Consider the following 19,966-nt stretch of genomic DNA (forward strand, 5'->3'; position numbering starts at 1 on the left):
CAGGGGGTTATTGAGGAGCTCGCATGACCAAACAACACGCCTTTACTCGGGAAGACCTGCTGCGCTGCAGTCGCGGTGAGCTGTTCGGCCCAGGTAATGCGCAACTGCCCGCGCCGAACATGCTGATGGTCGATCGCATCACCCATATCAGCGAAGAAGGCGGCAAGTACGGCAAAGGTGAATTGGTCGCCGAGCTGGATATCACCCCGGACCTGTGGTTCTTCGCCTGCCACTTCGAAGGCGACCCGGTAATGCCGGGCTGCCTGGGCCTGGACGCCATGTGGCAGCTGGTCGGTTTCTTCCTCGGCTGGCAGGGCTTGCCGGGCCGCGGCCGCGCCCTGGGTTCGGGCGAGGTGAAGTTCTTTGGCCAGGTACTGCCGCAGGCCAAGAAGGTCACTTACAACATCCACATCAAGCGCGTCCTGAAGGGCAAGCTGAACATGGCCATCGCCGATGGCTCGGTCAGCGTCGACGGCCGCGAGATCTACACTGCCGAAGGCCTGCGGGTCGGCGTGTTCACCTCCACTGACAATTTCTAAGGGTTATTCGCATGCGCCGCGTCGTTATCACTGGTCTGGGCATCGTATCGTGCCTGGGCAATGACAAAGCTACCGTTACCGAAAACCTGCGCAACAGCCGTCCGGGTATCCGTTACAACCCGGAATACAAGGAAATGGGGCTGCGTAGCCAGGTTTCCGGGTCCATCGACCTCAACCTCGAAGAACTGATGGACCGCAAGGTCTACCGCTTCGTCGGCCACGCCGCTGCCTACGCCTACCTGGCGATGCAGGACGCGATCAAGGATGCTGGCCTGACCGAAGAACAGGTGTCCAACCCGCGTACCGGCCTGGTGGCTGGCTCCGGCGGCGCCTCGACCCTGAACCAGATGGAAGCGCTGGACACCCTGCGCGAGAAAGGCGTCAAGCGTGTCGGCCCGTACCGCGTCACCCGCACCATGGGCAGCACCGTTTCGGCGTGCCTGGCCACCCCGTTCAAGATCAAGGGCATCAACTACTCGATCTCGTCGGCCTGCGCCACCTCTGCACACTGCATCGGCACCGCGCTGGAGCAGATCCAGTGGGGCAAGCAGGACATCGTCTTCGCCGGTGGCGGTGAAGAAGAGCACTGGAGCCAGTCGTTCCTGTTCGACGCCATGGGTGCCCTGTCGACCAAGCGCAACGAGACCCCAGAGCTGGCCTCGCGCGCTTACGACGCCGACCGTGATGGCTTTGTCATCGCCGGCGGTGGCGGCATGGTGGTGGTCGAGGAGCTGGAACACGCCCTGGCCCGCGGCGCCAAGATCTACGCCGAAATCGTTGGCTACGGCGCGACCTCCGACGGCTACGACATGGTTGCGCCGAGCGGCGAAGGCGCCATCCGCTGCATGCAGCAGGCACTGTCCACTGTCGACACCCCGATCGACTACCTGAACACCCACGGCACCTCGACCCCGGTCGGTGACGTTGCCGAGATCAAGGGTGTTCGCTCGGTATTCGGCGACAAGGCACCGAAGATCAGCTCGACCAAGAGCCTGTCGGGCCACTCGCTGGGCGCCGCTGGCGTACACGAGGCGATCTACTGCCTGCTGATGATGGAAAACAACTTCATCGCCGGCTCCGCCAACATCGACGAGCTGGACCCAGAGGTCGCCGACCTGCCGATCCTGCGCAAGACCGAAGAGAACGCCAAGATCGACACGGTCATGAGCAACAGCTTCGGCTTCGGCGGCACCAACGCCACCCTGGTGCTCAAGCGCTGGGAAGGCAAGTAAGACGCTGCTGCGGTAAACGAAGACGCCCCGACTGGTTCGGGGCGTTTTCATTTGTATCGCCTGTGCCGGCCTCTTCGCGGGCACGCCCGCTCCCACGGGGGCCCCATGGCATTCAGGCTTGTGCTGATCCTGTGGGAGCGGGCATGCCTGCGAAGAGGCCGGCACAGGTCACTGGCGAACCTTGGGCAACACCGCCAGAAAATTCTCCCGGGCCACCTTGTTGGCCACCTGTTCCGGCAATGCATCCAGAAACGGCCTGAACCCGTGCATCTGCTCCCCAAGGCTGCCAAACCGCCCTACCACATCCGAGCCCAGCATGAAGCGCTCCGGGTACTTCTCGACCAAGGCCAGCCAAGCCTTGCGCGGCACACCCTTGCTGTCCAGCAAATAGGGCTCCAGCACGCTCCACGACAGGTCGACATAGAGGTTCGGATAATCCTCCAGCAACCGCGTCAGCACCGGCAGCAGAAAGTCCATTTGCGTCTGGTGTCGGTGTATCTCCATGCTGCTGCCAGCATGCGCCCAGATGAATCGCGTGTGCGGGTGATTGCGCAGCGGCTCTTCGATCTCCGCCAGGTACAGCGGGTTGCGCTCGCGCTTGGAGGTGATATTGGAATGCAGCAGCACCGGCAGGTCACGTTCGGCGGCCAGGTGATAGATACGCGTCATGGCTTCGTTATTGGCGCGCGGGGTGTCGCCGCTGGTCAGCGCCGTCAGGTCATCATGACGGGTGAATACCTCGCCAATGCCCTGCCACAGCCCCGGATACAGGTCGAGCATGCGCTCGATATGGCTGACGGCATTCTTGTCCACCGGGTTGAAGCCACTCAGGAACGGGTGAAAGCGTTGGCGCTGCGCCTCCGGCAACTGCTGCAGCGCTGCCGCCACATAGGTGTCGGTGGCGCTGTACCAGTAGGCATCGGCATCGTCACCGGCGTAGTAGCGTGGGCGCTTGGGCTCGTCTTCATGCCATTTCTTGGCCACCGGGATGCCGGATATCATCGATTGCTCGATGCCCGCGGCATCCATGGCCTTGATCAATGCCGGCATGCCTTCGCTTTCCTGAAAGAAATCGACGTAGTGCAGATGCGCATCACTGTAGCGGTAGTCACGCGCCTGTACCGCCTGGCACAACCAGGTGGACAACAGCGCGCAGGCCAGCGCTCGGGCTATCATGGGCAGCGTCCTTTTGCGAATACCGACCCTGTAGACCGGCCGGCCAGCGAGACGGTTCAGCCCGGGCAGACAAACCGCTATGCTTGGGGCATTTCCCCGTGCCTGGAGCCCTTCCCATGAGCAGCCCCCTGGTCATCCACCCGCGCGCCGAATCGGTCGAGGGCCAGCCGATCCTGCGCCCGCTGCCGTCGGCCCAGTGCCGCAGTGTCGGCCCGTTCGTGTTTTTTGACCATATGTTGGAAACCGACTATGCCCCGGGGCATGGCATGGACATCCGCCAGCACCCGCACATCGGCCTGTCGACCCTGACCTACCTGTTCGAAGGGGCAATACTGCACAAGGACAGCCTCGGCTCGGCGCAGCGGGTGCTGCCGGGAGAGGTCAGCTGGATGACCGCAGGCAGCGGCGTCGCCCATGTCGAGCGCACACCCGAAGATGCCTGGGCCCATGGCTCGCGCCTGCATGGTTTGCAGGTATGGTTGGCATCACCACGCGAGCATGAACAGGACCCGGCCAGCTACAACCATTACCCGGCTGCCAGCCTGCCCGTCAGCGACAGCCTGGGAGTGCGCATCTGCATGATCGCCGGCAGCGGCTTCTGCCTGCAATCACCGGTGCCGGTACTCTCCCCTACCCTTTACGCGCATGTGCAAATGCAGCCGGCGACCACTTTGCGGGTACCGACCGAGCATGCGCAGCGGGCGTTGTACCTGCTCGATGGTGAGCTGATGATCAACGATGAGGACGTGGAGCCGTGCAGCCTGGTGGTCCTGCCGGAGGGCGAAGAGCTGACGCTGTATGCGCAGGGTGAGTGCCAGCTGGTGCTGATTGGCGGTGCGCCACTGGATGGGCCGCGGCGGATGAACTGGAATTTTGTCGCCAGTGATGGGGAATTGATCGAACAGGCCCGGGCCAGGTGGGCTGCGGGGGATTGGCCGGTGGTGCCTGGGGAAACTTCGAGGATCGAGCTGCCGCGCTGATTTTGGGGCTGCTCTGCAGCCCATCGCGACGCAAGGCCGCCCCTACAGAGACCGCGTATGCTGCGAGCCACGCTATCCCTGTAGGAGCGGCCTTGCGTCGCGATGGGCCGCGGAGCGGCCCCCATGCCAGGTCAGCGCTGGAACACTTCAGTCAGCAGGTTATGCATCGCGCGGAACGCCCGCTCCGAGGTGCGCCGGTCATACTGCATCTTGCCCGGCACATTGGCATTCGGGTCGGTAAACGAGTGCACCGCGCCGCCATAGCTGAGCAACTGCCAATCGACCTTGGCCGCGTTCATCTCGTCCTCGAATGCCGGCAACTGCTCTTTCGGCACCAGCGGGTCCGAGGCGCCGTGCAGCACCAGCACCGAGCCCTTGATACGCTTGGCATCGGCCGCGTTCGGCGTGTCCAGGGTGCCATGGAACGACACCGCCGCACGCAGGTCGGCGCCCGAACGAGCCAGCTCCAGGGCACAGCAGCCACCGAAGCAGAAGCCGAACGTGGCTACCTTGCCGGGCTCCAGCAACGCCTTCGACTGCCCCAGCAACTGGGCCAGGGCTTCCTGCATGCGCTTGCGCAGTTCACCACGGTCGTTCTTCAGCGGCATCATGGCCGCGCCAGCCTCGTCGGCATTGGACGGGCGCAGCGATTGCCCGTACAGGTCGGCAATCAGCACCACATAGCCCTTCTCGGCCACTTCCTTGGCAATGCGCTCGGCCCCTTCGCCAATGCCCATCCAGTTCGGCGCCATCACCAAGCCCGGGCGGCCCCACGCTCCCGGCTCATACACCAGGCGGCTTTCATAGGTCTTGCCGGACAGGTGATAGACCAGCGATTCGACGATTACTTTGCTCATCAAACACTCCTTTGCCACTCATGATCATGATGCCCGCCATGAAAAAAGCCCGCCGAAGCGGGCTTTTCATCCATCAACTCAAGCAGACAGCTCGACCAGCAGCTTGTTCAGGCGACGAACGTAAGCCGCCGGGTCCTTCAGGCTGTCACCGGCCGCCAGCGCCGCCTGGTCGAACAGGATATGCGACAGCTCGGCGAAGCGGTCTTCGCTCTGCTCGTGGTCCAGCTTCTCGATCAGCGGGTGGGTCGGGTTGAATTCGAAGATCGGCTTCGACTCCGGCACCTTCTGCCCGCTGGCCTCGAGGATCTGGCGCATCTGCAGGCCCAGGTCCTGTTCACCGATGGCGAGGATCGCCGGCGAATCGGTCAGGCGGTGCGACACGCGCACTTCGGCCACGCTGTCACCCAGGGCACCCTTGAGGCGCTCGACCAGGCCTTCCTTTTCCTTGGCGACTTCTTCCTGGGCCTTCTTGTCTTCTTCCGAATCCAGCTTGCCCAGGTCCAGGTCGCCACGGGCGACGTCGACGAAGGCCTTGCCGTCGAACTCGTTGAGGTAGCTCATCAGCCACTCGTCGATACGGTCGGTCAGCAGCAGTACTTCGATGCCTTTCTTGCGGAACACTTCCAGGTGCGGGCTGTTCTTCACCTGCGCGTACGACTCGCCGGTCAGGTAGTAGATCTTGTCCTGGCCTTCCTTGGCACGGGCCAGGTAGTCGGCCAGGGCAACGCTCTGCTCGCCGCTGTCGTCCTGGGTGGAGGCGAAGCGCAGCAGGCCGGCGATCTTCTCCTTGTTGGCGAAGTCCTCGGCCGGGCCTTCCTTGAGCACCTGGCCGAAGTTTTTCCAGAAGCCCTTGTACTGCTCGGGTTCGTTCTTCGCCAGCTTCTCCAGCATGTCCAGCACGCGCTTGGTCAGCGCGGTCTTCATCGAGTCGATGATCGGGTCTTTCTGCAGGATTTCACGCGACACGTTCAGCGACAGGTCGTTGGAGTCGACCACGCCTTTGATGAAGCGCAGGTACAGCGGCAGGAACGACTCGGCCTGGTCCATGATGAACACGCGCTGCACGTACAGCTTCAGGCCGCGTGGTGCTTCGCGCTGGTACAGGTCGAACGGCGCGCGCGCCGGCACGTACAGCAGCGAGTTGTATTCCAGCTTGCCTTCGACCTTGTTGTGGCTCCAGGCCAGCGGGTTCTCGAAGTCGTGGCCGATGTGCTTGTAGAACTCCTGGTATTCCTCGTCCTTGATCTCGGTACGCGGACGGGTCCACAGGGCGCTGGCACGGTTGACGGTTTCCCATTCCTGGGCCGGCTGTTCCTCGCCTTCGGCGGCGACCTGCTCCTTCGGCAGCTGGATCGGCAGGGCAATGTGGTCGGAGTATTTCTTGACCACGTTGCGCAGGCGCCAGCCATCGGCAAATTCCTGCTCGCCCTTTTTCAGGTGCAGGACGATACGGGTACCGCGCTGCGGCTTGTCGACGGTGGCGACTTCGAACTCGCCCTCGCCCTTCGACGACCAGTGCACGCCTTCGGCGGCCGGCAGGCCGGCGCGGCGGCTATACACGTCGACCTTGTCGGCAACGATGAATGCGGAGTAGAAGCCCACGCCGAACTGACCGATCAGGTGCGAATCCTTCTTCTGGTCACCGGTGAGGTTCTTCATGAAATCGGCAGTGCCGGACTTGGCAATGGTACCCAGGTGGGCGATGACGTCTTCACGGCTCATGCCGATGCCGTTGTCCTCGAGGGTCACGGTACCGGCGTCCTTGTCGAAGCTCAGGCGAATCTTCAGGTCGGCGTCGTCTTCGAACAGCTCTGGCTTGGCCAGGGCCTCGAAACGCAGCTTGTCGGCGGCATCGGAGGCGTTGGAGATCAGTTCACGCAGGAAGATCTCCTTGTTCGAATACAGGGAATGGATCATGAGGTGCAGCAGCTGCTTCACCTCGGTCTGGAAGCCCAGCGTTTCTTTTTGAGTCTCCACACTCATGGTCTTCAAAACTCCGATCTGATGGCAGTTGACGCCGGCGGCCGGTGCGGCCTGCGTTAGCGGCGGATGTCATGCAGATGGGGGCTGCGCGGATGATTTCAAGGGCTTTTCCGGTTCGATCTTGAAATGCGCGCGGGCGGTGGCAATCGGCGACTGCCGGTCGCCCTGCCAGGCGGTAATGGCCACATTGGTCACGCGCCGGCCCTGGCGCCACAGCTGGCACTGGGCGTAGGTATCGCGAAAATGCCCCGCCCGCAGGTAGTCGATGGAAAAATCGATGATCTTGGGGATGCTCGCGCTGTCGCTGTAGATCAGCAGGTACAGCGCTGCCGACAACTCCATGAAGCCTGCGATCACGCCACCGTGGATGGCAGGCAGCAGCGGGTTGCCGATGTTGTCCGGGCTGGCCGGCAGGCGGAACAACAGGTCATCGCCGTCGCGCGTGCATTCGATGCCAATCAGGCTGGCATAGGGAATCAGGGCCAGTAACGGCCGATAGTCGCCAACCGCGTGGGCGGCGTTGAGTTGCTGGCGCACCGCGTGCGGGATCATGCACCGCCCTCCTTCAGGCTGTTGCCAAAGCGAATGCCGCCCTTGATCTGCTGGCCCAGGCGCATGAACGTGCCCACGACCTGGCAAATCGGTTGTGCCGGGTCATCCTGGTAGGCCGTGCCCCGGGTGAAGATCACGTCACGGGTCACCCGGTAGCACTGGGCGTGGCCGTAGATGGCCTTGCCGGCCTCGGCGGGGTGCATGTAGTCGATGCGCAGGTCCAGGGTCGGGCACACCTCGAAACGCGGCAGCACACAAAGCGTGGCCATGCCACAGGTGGTGTCCATCAGTGTGGTCAAGGCGCCACCATGCACGGCGCCGGTTTGCGGGTTGCCGACGATGGCCGGCGACCAGGGCAGGACCAGGGTCATGCCATCGGCATCGGCCTGGGCCACACGCATCTGCAATAACTGACAATGTTTCAAAGCCGAGAGAAAACGCTCGGCCATGGCCTTCAAGGTTGCATCGCTCATTGGCTGTTACCCCGCGCACTGCCGCAGCGGCATAAATTCATTAAAAAGTCTATATAGAAGAGCGCGTTATATATGTGTAATCTTCGCGGAACTTATTCCGCGTAGTTGGACTCGAAGGAACAAGTCACTTATTCCACCAAGGAGAAACACCCCCATGCGTAAACCTTTTGCTTTTGCTCTGATGCTGGCCGCTGCCATGGGCCTGGCTGCTTGCGATAAAGCGAGCGAAGACAAAGCCCAGGACGCACAGCAACACGCCGAGCAAGCCCAGGAAAAAGCGGGCGAAGCTCAGGATAAAATGAACGAGGCTGCCAAGGAAAACGCCGAAGCCGCCAAAGATCAGGCCGAAGCCGAGCAGAAGGCCGCCGAAGAAGCCGCTCCGGCTACTCCGGCTCCGGAAGCCGCGCCAGCCACCCCGGCCGAACCTGCCAAGCAGTAATCGGCTGGAACGAAAAAACCCGACCTGGTCGGGTTTTTTTGTGCCTGAAATCAGCAGGTAAACCGTTTCAGTTGCTGCTCGGCAGCGAATGTTGTTCCTTGGCCGGCTCGGCGGGCAGACTTTCAGTAGGCGTGAATACCATCACTTCCAGTACATCCGAATGAAACTCGCGGCGGTACAGAATCAGCACTACGCCGACGCTCATGGCCATGAATAGCCAAGGGCTGATGAACCAGCTCAACATGGCCATGCCGAAGTAATAGGAACGCAGGCCGAAGTTGAACTGGTTGGCAGCCAATGACAGCACTCGCGCCGCCCGCAGGGCAAATGCCTTGCGTTCCAGTTCATTGACCAGGCGTTCGCCTATCATCGGCGCCGAACCTACCAGTACTGCGGCAAAGTTGTATTGACGCATGCACCAGCTGAAGGTGAAGAAGGCATAGACGAACACCATGGCCAGGCACAGCAGCTTGATCTCCGACATGCCCTGGGAGGTCTGCTGCACCAGTGGCAGATCGGCCAGCAGCGACAGCGCCCGGTCGGAAGCGCCGAGCACGGTGAGGATACCGGCAAGGATGATCAAGGTGCTGGAGGCGAAGAACGAGGCGTTGCGCTCAAGATTGCCGATCACGCTGGCATCGGCGATGCGGTTGTCACGCAGCAGCATGCGGCGCATCCAGTCTTCACGGTACAGGTGCAACACGCTGGCCAGGCACGCGGTGTCGCGGCCCTTCCAGATGGCATAGCGGGTGTAGCCGCCCCAGCACAGGGCGAACCAGGCGATGGCCAGCAGGTTGTTGAGATTGCTTTGGATGAAGTTCATGCAGAGTTCCCGGGAGGGCCAGATACCTGAAGGATAGGGACCGGATTTCGACGCTGGCAAGCGGCAAAAGGCACACATCCATCCTGATATTTGCACCGCTCATCCCGGCCTCTTCGCGGGCACGCCCGCTCCCACAGGTACACCGCCAATTCTGAGGCTTGCGCTTTCCTGTGGGAGCGGGCGCGCCCGCGAAGAGGCCAGTACAGGCAAACAAAAGCCCCGCATCCTCTCGGATACGGGGCTCTTGAGTTTCCACCCTTGGCAAGCACCCTTCGGCTTGTGGCCGGTGCCGCTCTCAGGCTTCGACTATCAGGCCAGCGCTTCGCGCGGCTTGCCGAGCATGCGGTCGCAGGCTACGGCGCCAACCAGCGTCACCACCGAAGGCACCAGCCAGGCCAGGCCCTGGTCGCTCAGCGGCAGATGGGCCATGAAGTCCGGCAGTACGTGGGCAATGCTGCTGCCCTTGATCGCATCGACCATGCCGAACAGCAGCGACACCAGCATCACCGGTGCCAGGATGCGGGTTGGCGAGTTCCACAGGTCCTTCACGAAGCTCAAGCCGACCACCACGATGCACGGCGGGTAGATGGCGGTGAGCACCGGGATCGAGAACATGATCAGCTTGGTCAGGCCGAGGTTGGAAATCAGCAGCGAGAAGCCCGCCAGGATCACCACCAGGGCGCGGTACGACAGCGGCAGGATCTGGCTGAAGTACTCGGCACAGGCGCAGGTCAGGCCAACCGCAGTCACCAGGCAGGCCAGCGCGATCAGCACGGCGAGGAAGCCGCTGCCCAGCGAGCCGAAGGTGTGCTGCACATAGGCATGCAGCACCGCCGCGCCGTTGGTGGCGCCCGCCGCGATTTCGTGGCTGCCGGCACCCAGGCGGAACAGGCTGACATAGACCAGGGCCAGGCCGACACCGGCGATCAGGCCAGCGATGATGGCATAACGGGTGATCAGCTTCGGCGACTCGACACCGCGCGAGCGGATGGCGTTGACGATGACGATACCGAATACCAGGGCACCCAGGGTGTCCATGGTCAGGTAACCATCGGAGAAGCCCTTGGAGAAGGCCGCGGCGGCATAGGCTGGCTGCGCTTCACCCATGGTGCCCGCAGGCAGCGCGAAGGCGGCGATGCCGAGCACCGCCAGGGCGATGATCTTCAGCGGCGCGAGGAAGCGGCCGACGGTGTCGAGCAACCTGCCCGGGTACATGGACACCGCCAGCACCACGAGGAAGTACACCAGGCTGTAGATGAACAGTGCCAGCGGGCTTTCGCCGGTCAGCGGTGCCACCCCCACTTCGAACGACACGGTCGCGGTGCGCGGGGTAGCGAACAGCGGGCCGACCGACAGGTAGCACACGGCTGCCAGCAGGCCACCGAAGAACTTGCCGATCGGGCTGCTCAAGGCATCCATGCCGCCACCGACCTTGGCCAGGGCGACCACGGTGATGACCGGCAGGCCCACGGCGGTCACCAGGAAGCCCAGGGCGGCCATCCACACGTGCGGGCCAGACTGCAGGCCGACGATAGGCGGGAAGATGATATTGCCCGCGCCCACGAAAAGCGCAAACGTCATAAAGCCAAGCGCCAGGATGTCCTGGCCTTTTAAAACTTTCATTTAAGGTAGTACCACACTGCTGAAATCGGGATTCGAGAAGGGATTTCCCCATGGGTTGGGGGAAATGCTGCCCGGCTTGATAAGCCAGACCCGTTTAGCGTGTCGTTCCCTTTTGGGGGACGGGCACAGAGTGAGCGCGTAGGGTAACTGTTTTGTCACTTAAACGCACTGGCACAGTGCTGCTTGTCCGATGTGCGTATGTGTTTGTCGTCTGTGCAACCGCGGACGGTCAGGATTATCCCGATATCGGGAAATTCGTCTGCCTGAAAATTCCTATCAAACCCATCGAAAAATCAATATTGCCTGTGTCGGCCTCTTCGCGGGCTTGCCCGCTCCCACAGGCGATCTCCACATTCCGAGCCTGTGGTGATCGCCTGTGGGAGCGGGCAAGCCCGCGAAGAGGCGGGTACAGGAATACCCAACCCCCGGAAACGACAAAGGCCACCCGAAGGTGGCCTCTGTGCGCGTGGGGGGTGTAGCGGTATTACTTCTTGACTTCCCAGCCAGTCAGCTCGGCCAGGGCCTTGCCGATGTCAGCCAGGGAACGCACGGTCTTCACACCAGCGTCCTGCAGGGCGGCGAACTTCTCGTCCGCAGTGCCCTTGCCACCGGAGATGATGGCGCCAGCGTGGCCCATGCGCTTGCCCGCCGGAGCGGTAACACCAGCGATGTAGGAAACCACAGGCTTGGTGACGTTGGCCTTGATGTAGGCCGCAGCTTCTTCTTCAGCCGAACCGCCGATCTCGCCGATCATGACGATCGCTTCGGTCTTCGGGTCTTCCTGGAACAGCTTCAGGATGTCGATGAAGTTGGAGCCCGGGATCGGGTCGCCACCGATACCGACGCAGGTCGACTGGCCGAAGCCGGCGTCGGTGGTCTGCTTGACCGCTTCGTAGGTCAGGGTGCCGGAACGCGAAACGATACCGACCTTGCCTGGCAGGTGGATGTGGCCTGGCATGATGCCGATCTTGCACTCGCCCGGGGTGATGACACCTGGGCAGTTAGGGCCGATCAGGGTCACGCCCAGCTCGTCGCACTTGACCTTGGCATCCAGCATGTCCAGGGTAGGAATGCCTTCGGTGATGCAGACGATCAGCTTGATGCCGCCAAAGGCCGCTTCCAGGATCGAGTCCTTGCAGAAAGGAGCCGGAACGTAGATGACCGAAGCGTCAGCGCCGGTGGCTTCCACGGCTTCCTTCACGGTGTTGAACACCGGCAGGCCCAGGTGGGTGGTGCCACCCTTGCCTGGGGTTACGCCGCCGACCATCTTGGTGCCGTAGGCGATGGCCTGTTCGGAGTGGAAAGTACCCTGCGAGCCGGTGAAGCCCTGGCAGATAACCTTGGTGTCTTTATTGATCAGGACGCTCATTACTTGCCCTCCGCAGCTTTGACAACTTGTTGAGCAGCGTCGGTCAGGCTGGTTGCCGCAATGATGTTCAAACCGCTTTCTGCCAGTACTTTAGCGCCCAGTTCGGCGTTGTTGCCTTCGAGGCGAACGACAACCGGAACCTTGACGCCGACTTCTTTCACTGCACCGATGATGCCTTCGGCAATCATGTCGCAGCGAACGATGCCGCCGAAGATGTTGACCAGAACGGCCGCGACATTGCTGTCGGACAGAATGATCTTGAACGCTTCGGTAACGCGCTCCTTGGTAGCACCACCGCCAACGTCGAGGAAGTTGGCCGGCTTGCCGCCGTGCAGGTTGACGATGTCCATGGTACCCATGGCCAGGCCGGCACCGTTGACCATGCAGCCGATGTTGCCTTCGAGGGCAACGTAGTTCAGTTCGAACTTGGCAGCGTGGGCTTCACGGGCGTCGTCCTGCGACGGGTCGTGGAAGGTTTTCAGCTTCGGCTGACGGTACATGGCGTTGGCGTCGATGTTGATCTTGGCATCGAGGCAGTGCAGGTCGCCGTCGGCCTTGATCACCAGCGGGTTCACTTCCAGCAGCGCCAGGTCGTGATCCTTGAACAGCTTGGCCAGGCCTACGAAGATCTTGGCGAACTGTTGAACTTGCTTGCCTTCCAGACCCAGCTGGAACGCCAGTTCACGGCCTTGGAACGGCTGTGCGCCGACCAGCGGATCGATAGTGGCCTTGAGGATCTTTTCAGGGGTTTCGTGAGCGACTTTCTCGATGTCCACGCCACCTTCGGTGGAAGCCATGAACACGATACGGCGGCTCGAACGATCGACTACAGCGCCCAGGTACAGCTCTTTGGCGATGTCAGTGCAGGATTCGACCAGAATCTTGGAGACGGGTTGACCGTTGGCATCGGTCTGGTAGGTAACCAGATTCTTGCCCAACCACTGTGCAGCGAACGCCTTGGCGTCTTCTTTGCTGCGAACCAGCTTGACGCCGCCCGCCTTGCCGCGACCACCTGCGTGAACCTGGGCTTTTACCACCCACTCGTTCCCGCCGATCTTGTCGCAGGCTTCTGCAGCTTGCTCAGGGGTATCGACAGCGAAACCCTTGGAAACTGGCAGGCCGTATTCAGCGAACAGCTGCTTACCCTGATACTCGTGAAGATTCATGCTTTTTACCGTCTTCGTTAGGTACTGCGCTTCGGCGCTGCGCCATTACTGGCGCCGCACCACCTGTGACCGTTGACCCCGGGTTTTCCCGTGTGATCCGGTCCGGCGGACTTTCCGCGGTGAGTCATGCACGCAAGACTCACGACGGGCAGCCCGCCGTGGTTTCTTATAATTAACGCTTCTTACGGTTGGCCACGTGAATGGCGCCGCCATTCACAGCCAGCGCTGCTTCATGCAACGCTTCGGACAGGGTCGGATGGCTGAAGACCATCATGCCCAGGTCCTCGGCACTGGTGCCGAATTCCATTGCGATTGCGCCCTGCTGCACCAGTTCGGCAGCCGATGGGCCAATCACGTGTACACCCAGGACGCGGTCGGTCTTGGCATCGGCGATGACCTTGACGAAACCACCGGTGTCGTTGGCAGCCATCGCACGGCCGCTGGCCGCGAACGGGAAGGTGCCCACGTTAACCTCAACGCCCTCGGCCTTCAAGGCCTGTTCGGTCTTGCCGACCCACGCGATTTCCGGGTGGGTGTAGATGACCGACGGGATCAGGTCGTAGTTCATCTGGGCCTTGTGGCCCTTGATGCGCTCGACCACCATGATGCCCTCTTCCGAGGCCTTGTGGGCCAGCATCATGCCGCGCACCACGTCGCCGATGGCGTAGACGCCCGGCACGCTGGTGGCGCAGTAGTCGTCGACGAAGATGTAGCCACGCTCGTCGATGGTCACGCCGCTGTCGGCAGCCAGCAGGTCAGTGGTCACCGGGCGACGGCCGACCGCGACGATCAGCTTGTCGAAGGTGATCTTCTGCTCGCCGTTGGCGTCGGTGTAGGTCACTTCGACTTCGTTGCCGTTGACTTTCGAGCCGGTGACGCGCGCGCCCAGCTTGATGTCCAGGCCTTGCTTGGTCAGGGTCTTCTGGGCTTCCTTCGACACGGCGGTGTCGGCAGCCATCAGGAAGGTGTCCAGCGCTTCCAGCACGGTGACTTCAGCACCCAGGCGAGCCCATACCGAGCCCAGCTCGAGGCCGATCACGCCAGCACCGATAACGCCCAGGCGCTTCGGCACGGCCTGGAATTCCAGGGCGCCGGTGGAGTCGACGATGACGTTCTGGTCGACCGGAGCCGGCGGAATGTCGATCGGGCGCGAGCCGGAAGCCAGGATCACGTTCTCGGCTTCGATGATTTCGGTGGTGCCGTCAGCCTTGGTGACTTCGACCTTCTTGCCAGCCAGCAGCTTGCCGTGGCCCTGGATCGAGGTCACGCCGTTGGCCTTGAACAGGGTGGCAACGCCACCGGTCAGGTTCTTGACGATGCCAGCCTTGCGGCCAACCATCGCGGCGACGTCCATCTTCACTTCGCCAGTGGAGATACCGTGGACGTTGAAGCTCTCTTTGGCTTCCTTGTACTTCCAGGAGCTGTCCAGCAGCGCCTTGGAAGGAATGCAACCCACGTTCAGGCAGGTGCCGCCCAAGGCCAGCTTGCCCTCGGCGTCGGTGTATTTTTCGATACAGGCAGTCTTCAGACCAAGTTGTGCGGCCTTGATGGCAGCCACATAGCCGCCAGGACCTGCACCAATCACCACTACGTCGAATTTCTGGGTCATAAAAGATTCCTTTTTTCAGCTTCAAGCGACAAGCTGCAAGCCGCAAGGCCGGCAGGCTTCGAAGCGAAGCATGCCGCTTGCCGCTTGCAGCTGCGCGATTAGATGTCCAGCAGCAGGCGAGACGGGTCTTCCAGCAGGTTCTTGATGGTGACCAGGAAGGTTACCGCTTCCTTGCCGTCGATCAGGCGGTGATCGTACGACAGCGCCAGGTACATCATCGGGCGAATCACGACCTGGCCGTTGATGGCCATCGGGCGCTGGATGATGTTGTGCATGCCGAGGATGGCAGCCTGCGGCGGGTTGACGATCGGGGTCGACATCATCGAACCGAAGGTACCACCGTTGGTGATGGTGAAGGTGCCGCCGGTCATCTCTTCGATGGCCAGCTTGCCGTCACGGGCCTTCTTGCCGAAGGTGGCGATGCCGTTCTCGATTTCCGCCAGGCTCATCGACTCGGCGTTACGCAGTACCGGTACCACCAGGCCACGGTCGCTGGACACGGCAACACCGACGTCGGCGTAGCCATGGTAGACGATGTCGTTGCCATCGATCGAGGCGTTGACCGCCGGGAAGCGCTTCAGGGCTTCGGTGGCGGCCTTGACGAAGAACGACATGAAGCCCAGGCGCACGCCGTTGTGGGTCTTCTCGAACAGGTCCTTGTACTTCGAACGCAGGGCCATGACTTCGGTCATGTCGACTTCGTTGAAGGTGGTCAGCATGGCCATGCTCGACTGGGCTTCGACCAGACGCTCGGCGATCTTGGCACGCAGGCGGGTCATCGGCACGCGCTTCTCGGTGCGGTCGCCAGCGGCAACCACAACCGGGGCAGCAGCGGCAGCGGCAGCCGGCTTGGCCGCCGGAGCCGGGGCCGACTTCTTGTTGGCGACGGCAGCGACGACGTCTTCCTTGGTGATGCGACCACCTTTGCCAGTGCCAGCGACGCTGGCCAGGTCGATGCCGTTTTCTTCAGCCAGCTTGCGCGCGGCCGGGGCGGCAACCGGGTCTTCCTCGCCAGCGTCGGCAGCAGCGGCAGCCGGAGCAGCAGCGGCCGGGGCGGCAGCTGGAGCAGCGGCGGCAGCACCGCCCTCAACGATCGAACCCAGCACTTCGTCGGACAGGACGGTGTCGCCCTCGCCCTTGACGATGGCGCCCAGTACGCCGTCGGCGGTAGCCAGTACTTCCAGGACGACCTTGTCGGTCTCGATGTCGACGATCAGCTCGTCACGCTTGACGGCATCGCCCGGCTGCTTGTGCCAGGTGGCAACGGTGCCATCGGCAACCGATTCCGGGAAGGTTGGGGCTTTGATCTCGATAGCCATTATCAGTGTTTCCTTAAATTCGGTTTCAGGTGCGCGAAGGCGTTAGACAGTGAAGGCGTCTTGCAGCAGTTTTTCCTGCTGTTCGGCGTGCTTCGAAGCGTAACCACAGGCTGGCGCGGCAGAAGCGTCGCGGCCGGCGTATTCCAGGACCAGTGCCTTGTTGTGGCGGCCCAGGATACGGCGCATGTGGTGCTGGCTGCTGTACCAGGCGCCCTGGTTCATCGGCTCTTCCTGACACCAGACCGCATGCTTGAGGTTGGTGTAAGGCGCCAGGATTTCGACCAGGTCGTCCTCCGGGAACGGGTACAGCTGCTCGATACGCACGATGGCGATGTCTTCGCGGCCTTCGGCACGGCGTTTTTCCAGCAGGTCGTAGTAAACCTTGCCGCCGCACAGGATCAGGCGTTCGACCTTGGCCGGATCGAGGCTGTCGATTTCCGGGATCACGGTCTGGAACGAACCTTCTGCCAGGTCCTCGAGGGTCGACACGGCCAGCTTGTGGCGCAGCAGCGACTTCGGCGTCAGGACGATCAGCGGCTTGCGCAGCGGACGGATGACCTGGCGACGCAGCAGGTGGTAGATCTGCGCCGGGGTGGTCGGTACGCAGACCTGGATGTTGTGCTCGGCGCACAGCTGCAGGTAACGCTCCAGGCGCGCGGAGGAGTGCTCCGGGCCCTGCCCTTCATAACCGTGTGGCAGCAGCATGGTCAGACCGCACAGACGGCCCCACTTGTGCTCGCCGCTGGTGATGAACTGGTCGATCACCACTTGCGCACCGTTGGCGAAGTCGCCGAACTGGGCTTCCCAGATCACCAGCGCGTTCGGCGTGGTGGTCGAGTAGCCGTATTCGAAGGCCAGTACCGCTTCTTCCGAGAGGAAGGAGTCGTACAGCTCGAACTTCGGCTGGCCCGGGAACAGGTTCTTCAGCGGTACGTAGGTGCTGGCGTCCTTCTGGTTGTGCAGCACCGCGTGACGGTGCGAGAAGGTGCCACGGCCGATGTCCTGGCCGGTCATGCGGATCGGGTGACCTTCGAACTGCAGGGTGGCGTAAGCCATGGTCTCTGCATAACCCCAGTTGATCGGCAAGCCACCGGCCTGCATCTTCTGGCGGTCTTCGTAGATCTTGGCAACCTGGCGCTGAACGACGAAGCCTTCCGGGATCTCCAGCAGCTTGGCCGACAGTTCCTGCAGGGTCTTGAGGTCGAAGCGGGTGTCGTGACGCGCGGTCCAGGCATGGCCCAGGTACGGACGCCAGTCGACGAACAGCTCGCGGTTCGGCTCCTTGACCAGGCTCTTGACCACGTGCAGGCCGTTGTCCAGTGCGCTGCGGTACTCGTCGACCTTGGCCTGGGCACGTTCGGCATCGATGCGGCCAGCCTGAATCAGTGCGTCGGCGTACAGCTCACGGGTGGTGCGCTGCTTGCTGATCTGCTGGTACATCAGCGGCTGGGTGCCGTTCGGCTCGTCGGCCTCGTTGTGGCCGCGACGGCGGTAGCAGACCAGGTCGATGACCACGTCACGCTTGAACTGCATGCGGTAGTCGATGGCCAGCTGGGTCACGAACAGCACGGCTTCCGGGTCGTCGCCGTTGACGTGCAGGATCGGCGCCTGGATCATCTTGGCCACGTCGGTGGCGTACTCGGTGGAGCGCGCGTCCAGCGGGTTGCTGATGGTGAAACCGACCTGGTTGTTGATCACGATGTGCACGGTGCCGCCGGTCTTGAAACCGCGGGTCTGCGACATCTGGAAGGTTTCCATGACCACGCCCTGGCCAGCGAATGCGGCATCGCCGTGGATCGAGATCGGCAGTACCTTGTCGCCAACGGTGTCGTTGCGGCGGTCCTGACGGGCGCGCACCGAACCCTCGACCACGGGCGAGACGATTTCCAGGTGGGACGGGTTGAACGCCATGGCCAGGTGCACTTCGCCACCCGGGGTCATCACGTTCGAGGAGAAGCCCTGGTGATACTTCACGTCACCGGAGCCCAGCTCGTTCATCTTCTTGCCTTCGAACTCGTCGAACAGCTCGCGCGGGTTCTTGCCGAAGGTGTTCACCAGGACGTTCAGGCGGCCACGGTGGGCCATGCCGATCACGACTTCCTTGGTGCCGTAGGAGCCGGAACGCTGGATCATCTCGTCCAGCATCGGGATCAGGCTTTCGCCGCCTTCGAGGCCGAAACGCTTGGTGCCCGGGTACTTGGTGCCCAGGTATTTCTCAAGGCCTTCACCAGCGGTCACACGCTCCAGCAGGTGGGCCTGCACGTCGGCGGAAAACTCCGGACGGCCGCGCACGCTTTCCAGGCGCTGCTGGAACCAGCTGCGCTGTTCGGAGTCGACGATGTGGGTGAACTCGGCGCCAATGGTGCGACAATATGTCTTCTGGAGCGCCTCGAAGATCTCGCGTAGGCTCGCCTCCTCTTTGCCGATGAACAGGTCGCCGGCACGGAAGGTCGTATCAAGATCGGCATTGGTCAAGCCGTAGTGATTGATCGACAGGTCTACAGGCGCAGGACGCTGCCACAACCCCAACGGGTCGAGCTTGGCAGCCTGATGGCCGCGCATACGATAGGCCTGGATCAGTCGCAGAACTTCAACCTGCTTCTTCTCGTGTTCACTGCTCACGCTCCCGGCAGATACCGGCTGGGCGCGGCGCTGGTTCTTTGCCAGCAGTACGAAATGGTCGCGGATTGTCGAGTGCGATACATCGGTAGCGGTGCTGCCGTCGGCGGGCAACTTCTGGAAGTAGGTGCGCCACTCTTCTGGCACAGCGTTAGGGTCGTGCAGGTAGAGCTCATAGAGCTCTTCCACATATGCAGCGTTACCACCTGAAAGGTGGGCGCTTTCCCACATGCGCTGCATCACGCTTTCTTGCATGCTTGGTCACCCTCGGTTAGGGGACTGATCGGCGAGAGCCACAGCAAACCTGGAAAAGTCCGAATACAGCGACTGAACCACGCCACTAGGATCCTGCTGATTTTCCGGGTACCAGCCCGGAAAGCCCCTGCTGGTCTCATATCTTCATAGGTAATGAACGCAGGCTTTGTGGGCCCTTGTTCGGGTTTTACCTCGGTGCGGGCTCACCACCCGCACCTCGGCTTACTGCAGGTACAACGCTTTGTATCAGGTGCCGCTTTGCAGCAGCATGTTACGTACGTGACCGATTGCCTTGGTCGGGTTCAGACCTTTCGGGCAAACGTTGACGCAGTTCATGATCCCGCGGCAGCGGAATACGCTGAACGGGTCATCCAGGGACGCCAGGCGCTCCTGGGTCTTGGTGTCGCGGCTGTCGGCCAGGAAGCGATAGGCCTGCAGCAGTGCAGCGGGGCCCAGGAACTTGTCCGGGTTCCACCAGAACGACGGGCAGGAAGTCGAGCAGCACGCGCACAGGATGCACTCGTACAGGCCGTCCAGCTTGTCGCGGTCTTCCGGCGACTGCAGGCGCTCGATAGCCGGCGCCGGCGTGTCGTTCTGCAGGAACGGCTTCACCTTCTCGTACTGCTTGTAGAAGATGCTCATGTCGACGACCAGGTCACGAATGACCGGCAGGCCCGGCAGCGGGCGCAGGATCAGCTTGTTGCCCTTCACTACCGCCGACAGCGGGGTGATGCAGGCCAGGCCGTTCTTGCCGTTGATGTTCATGCCATCGGAACCGCAAACGCCTTCACGGCACGAGCGACGGTAGGAGAACCCTTCGTCCTGCTCCTTGATCAGTGCCAGTACGTCCAGCACCATCAGGTCCTTGCCGCCGGTGTCGACCTGGAAGGTCTGCATTTTCGGCGCGGAATCGGTGTCCGGGTTGTAACGATAAACTTCGACTTGCAACATA

General features: G+C 62.1%; 17 protein-coding genes. 4 read left to right on the plus strand and 13 right to left on the minus strand.

The window, feature by feature from the left end; all coding sequences use genetic code 11:
- The first annotated feature begins 23 nt into the window (after positions 1 to 23).
- Positions 24 to 539 (plus strand): 3-hydroxyacyl-[acyl-carrier-protein] dehydratase FabA, encoded by a 516-nt coding sequence (gene fabA / locus ACJA3S_RS17020; protein WP_170030830.1) that lies wholly within the window; start codon positions 24 to 26, stop codon positions 537 to 539.
- A gap of 11 nt (positions 540 to 550) precedes the next feature.
- Entirely contained in the window at positions 551 to 1,771 is a 1,221-nt protein-coding gene (fabB, locus tag ACJA3S_RS17025; RefSeq protein ID WP_406819379.1) for a beta-ketoacyl-ACP synthase I, read from the plus strand.
- A 168-nt stretch (positions 1,772 to 1,939) separates the two neighbouring features.
- Here fabB and ACJA3S_RS17030 read toward each other — a convergent pair whose 3' ends face one another.
- Positions 1,940 to 2,947, minus strand: coding sequence for an amidohydrolase family protein (locus tag ACJA3S_RS17030; RefSeq protein ID WP_170030834.1), 1,008 nt, complete (start codon positions 2,945 to 2,947; stop codon positions 1,940 to 1,942).
- Positions 2,948 to 3,063: 116 nt separating this feature from the next.
- On the opposite strand from ACJA3S_RS17030, the gene ACJA3S_RS17035 reads away from it, so the two are divergent.
- Positions 3,064 to 3,927 (plus strand): pirin family protein, encoded by an 864-nt coding sequence (locus ACJA3S_RS17035; protein ID WP_406819380.1) that lies wholly within the window; start codon positions 3,064 to 3,066, stop codon positions 3,925 to 3,927.
- A 131-nt stretch (positions 3,928 to 4,058) separates the two neighbouring features.
- Here the strand turns inward: ACJA3S_RS17035 and ACJA3S_RS17040 are convergent, their stop codons facing one another.
- From ACJA3S_RS17040 to ACJA3S_RS17055, 4 genes are all read right to left on the minus strand, one after another.
- Positions 4,059 to 4,784, minus strand: a complete 726-nt coding sequence (locus tag ACJA3S_RS17040) for a dienelactone hydrolase family protein (RefSeq protein WP_406819381.1) — start codon at positions 4,782 to 4,784, stop codon at positions 4,059 to 4,061.
- 78 nt (positions 4,785 to 4,862) lie between these two features.
- Positions 4,863 to 6,767: a molecular chaperone HtpG gene (gene htpG / locus ACJA3S_RS17045; RefSeq protein WP_170030840.1), complete on the minus strand. Its 1,905-nt coding sequence runs from the start codon at positions 6,765 to 6,767 to the stop codon at positions 4,863 to 4,865.
- A 69-nt stretch (positions 6,768 to 6,836) separates the two neighbouring features.
- A complete protein-coding gene (locus ACJA3S_RS17050; RefSeq protein WP_170030842.1) occupies positions 6,837 to 7,319 on the minus strand; it encodes a PaaI family thioesterase in 483 nt (160 codons plus the stop codon).
- Positions 7,316 to 7,792 carry a PaaI family thioesterase gene (locus tag ACJA3S_RS17055; RefSeq protein WP_170030844.1) on the minus strand — a complete coding sequence of 159 codons (477 nt, stop codon included), beginning with the start codon at positions 7,790 to 7,792 and terminating at the stop codon, positions 7,316 to 7,318. The genes ACJA3S_RS17050 and ACJA3S_RS17055 overlap by 4 nt, the downstream gene beginning before the upstream one ends.
- Positions 7,793 to 7,946: 154 nt before the next feature.
- Here ACJA3S_RS17055 and ACJA3S_RS17060 point away from each other — a divergent pair, with 154 nt between their 5' ends.
- Entirely contained in the window at positions 7,947 to 8,231 is a 285-nt protein-coding gene (locus tag ACJA3S_RS17060; protein ID WP_086978461.1) for a hypothetical protein, read from the plus strand.
- Positions 8,232 to 8,298: 67 nt separating this feature from the next.
- Here ACJA3S_RS17060 and ACJA3S_RS17065 read toward each other — a convergent pair whose 3' ends face one another.
- From ACJA3S_RS17065 to ACJA3S_RS17100, 8 genes are all read right to left on the minus strand, one after another.
- The gene (locus ACJA3S_RS17065; protein ID WP_406819382.1) at positions 8,299 to 9,054 is read right to left on the minus strand and encodes a DUF599 domain-containing protein; all 756 of its coding nucleotides are present in this window, start codon (positions 9,052 to 9,054) and stop codon (positions 8,299 to 8,301) included.
- Positions 9,055 to 9,363: 309 nt separating this feature from the next.
- Complete coding sequence (gene brnQ / locus ACJA3S_RS17070; RefSeq protein WP_200627655.1) at positions 9,364 to 10,677, minus strand: branched-chain amino acid transport system II carrier protein; 1,314 nt, start codon at positions 10,675 to 10,677, stop codon at positions 9,364 to 9,366.
- 484 nt (positions 10,678 to 11,161) lie between these two features.
- Entirely contained in the window at positions 11,162 to 12,046 is an 885-nt protein-coding gene (gene sucD / locus ACJA3S_RS17075; protein ID WP_004376004.1) for a succinate--CoA ligase subunit alpha, read from the minus strand.
- Positions 12,046 to 13,212, minus strand: a complete 1,167-nt coding sequence (sucC, locus tag ACJA3S_RS17080; protein ID WP_003254205.1) for an ADP-forming succinate--CoA ligase subunit beta — start codon at positions 13,210 to 13,212, stop codon at positions 12,046 to 12,048. Before sucC ends, sucD begins: the two co-directional genes overlap by 1 nt.
- Positions 13,213 to 13,384: 172 nt before the next feature.
- A complete protein-coding gene (gene lpdA, locus ACJA3S_RS17085; protein ID WP_170030850.1) occupies positions 13,385 to 14,821 on the minus strand; it encodes a dihydrolipoyl dehydrogenase in 1,437 nt (478 codons plus the stop codon).
- 98 nt (positions 14,822 to 14,919) lie between these two features.
- Positions 14,920 to 16,140, minus strand: coding sequence for a 2-oxoglutarate dehydrogenase complex dihydrolipoyllysine-residue succinyltransferase (gene odhB / locus ACJA3S_RS17090; protein WP_289135916.1), 1,221 nt, complete (start codon positions 16,138 to 16,140; stop codon positions 14,920 to 14,922).
- A gap of 42 nt (positions 16,141 to 16,182) precedes the next feature.
- Complete coding sequence (locus tag ACJA3S_RS17095) at positions 16,183 to 19,014, minus strand: 2-oxoglutarate dehydrogenase E1 component (protein ID WP_186688246.1); 2,832 nt, start codon at positions 19,012 to 19,014, stop codon at positions 16,183 to 16,185.
- A 246-nt stretch (positions 19,015 to 19,260) separates the two neighbouring features.
- Complete coding sequence (locus tag ACJA3S_RS17100) at positions 19,261 to 19,965, minus strand: succinate dehydrogenase iron-sulfur subunit (protein WP_011534752.1); 705 nt, start codon at positions 19,963 to 19,965, stop codon at positions 19,261 to 19,263.
- Position 19,966: the final 1 nt, after the last annotated feature.

Source organism: Pseudomonas sp. KnCO4 (assembly GCF_045344305.1).
Classification (GTDB): domain Bacteria; phylum Pseudomonadota; class Gammaproteobacteria; order Pseudomonadales; family Pseudomonadaceae; genus Aquipseudomonas; species Aquipseudomonas anuradhapurensis.

Excerpts from the sequence above, each read along its gene's own strand:
- ACJA3S_RS17060 (WP_086978461.1), top strand. The coding sequence starts at position 7,947 with ATGCGTAAACCTTTTGCTTTTGCTCTGATGCTGGCCGCTGCCATGGGC.
- ACJA3S_RS17050 (WP_170030842.1), bottom strand. The coding sequence starts at position 7,319 with ATGATCCCGCACGCGGTGCGCCAGCAACTCAACGCCGCCCACGCGGTT.
- ACJA3S_RS17055 (WP_170030844.1), bottom strand. The coding sequence starts at position 7,792 with ATGAGCGATGCAACCTTGAAGGCCATGGCCGAGCGTTTTCTCTCGGCT.
- ACJA3S_RS17065 (WP_406819382.1), bottom strand. The coding sequence starts at position 9,054 with ATGAACTTCATCCAAAGCAATCTCAACAACCTGCTGGCCATCGCCTGG.
- ACJA3S_RS17035 (WP_406819380.1), top strand. The coding sequence starts at position 3,064 with ATGAGCAGCCCCCTGGTCATCCACCCGCGCGCCGAATCGGTCGAGGGC.
- ACJA3S_RS17030 (WP_170030834.1), bottom strand. The coding sequence starts at position 2,947 with ATGATAGCCCGAGCGCTGGCCTGCGCGCTGTTGTCCACCTGGTTGTGC.
- lpdA (WP_170030850.1), bottom strand. The coding sequence starts at position 14,821 with ATGACCCAGAAATTCGACGTAGTGGTGATTGGTGCAGGTCCTGGCGGC.
- ACJA3S_RS17100 (WP_011534752.1), bottom strand. The coding sequence starts at position 19,965 with ATGTTGCAAGTCGAAGTTTATCGTTACAACCCGGACACCGATTCCGCG.
- ACJA3S_RS17095 (WP_186688246.1), bottom strand. The coding sequence starts at position 19,014 with ATGCAAGAAAGCGTGATGCAGCGCATGTGGGAAAGCGCCCACCTTTCA.
- fabA (WP_170030830.1), top strand. The coding sequence starts at position 24 with ATGACCAAACAACACGCCTTTACTCGGGAAGACCTGCTGCGCTGCAGT.
- sucD (WP_004376004.1), bottom strand. The coding sequence starts at position 12,046 with ATGAGCGTCCTGATCAATAAAGACACCAAGGTTATCTGCCAGGGCTTC.
- htpG (WP_170030840.1), bottom strand. The coding sequence starts at position 6,767 with ATGAGTGTGGAGACTCAAAAAGAAACGCTGGGCTTCCAGACCGAGGTG.
- ACJA3S_RS17040 (WP_406819381.1), bottom strand. The coding sequence starts at position 4,784 with ATGAGCAAAGTAATCGTCGAATCGCTGGTCTATCACCTGTCCGGCAAG.
- odhB (WP_289135916.1), bottom strand. The coding sequence starts at position 16,140 with ATGGCTATCGAGATCAAAGCCCCAACCTTCCCGGAATCGGTTGCCGAT.
- brnQ (WP_200627655.1), bottom strand. The coding sequence starts at position 10,677 with ATGAAAGTTTTAAAAGGCCAGGACATCCTGGCGCTTGGCTTTATGACG.
- sucC (WP_003254205.1), bottom strand. The coding sequence starts at position 13,212 with ATGAATCTTCACGAGTATCAGGGTAAGCAGCTGTTCGCTGAATACGGC.
- fabB (WP_406819379.1), top strand. The coding sequence starts at position 551 with ATGCGCCGCGTCGTTATCACTGGTCTGGGCATCGTATCGTGCCTGGGC.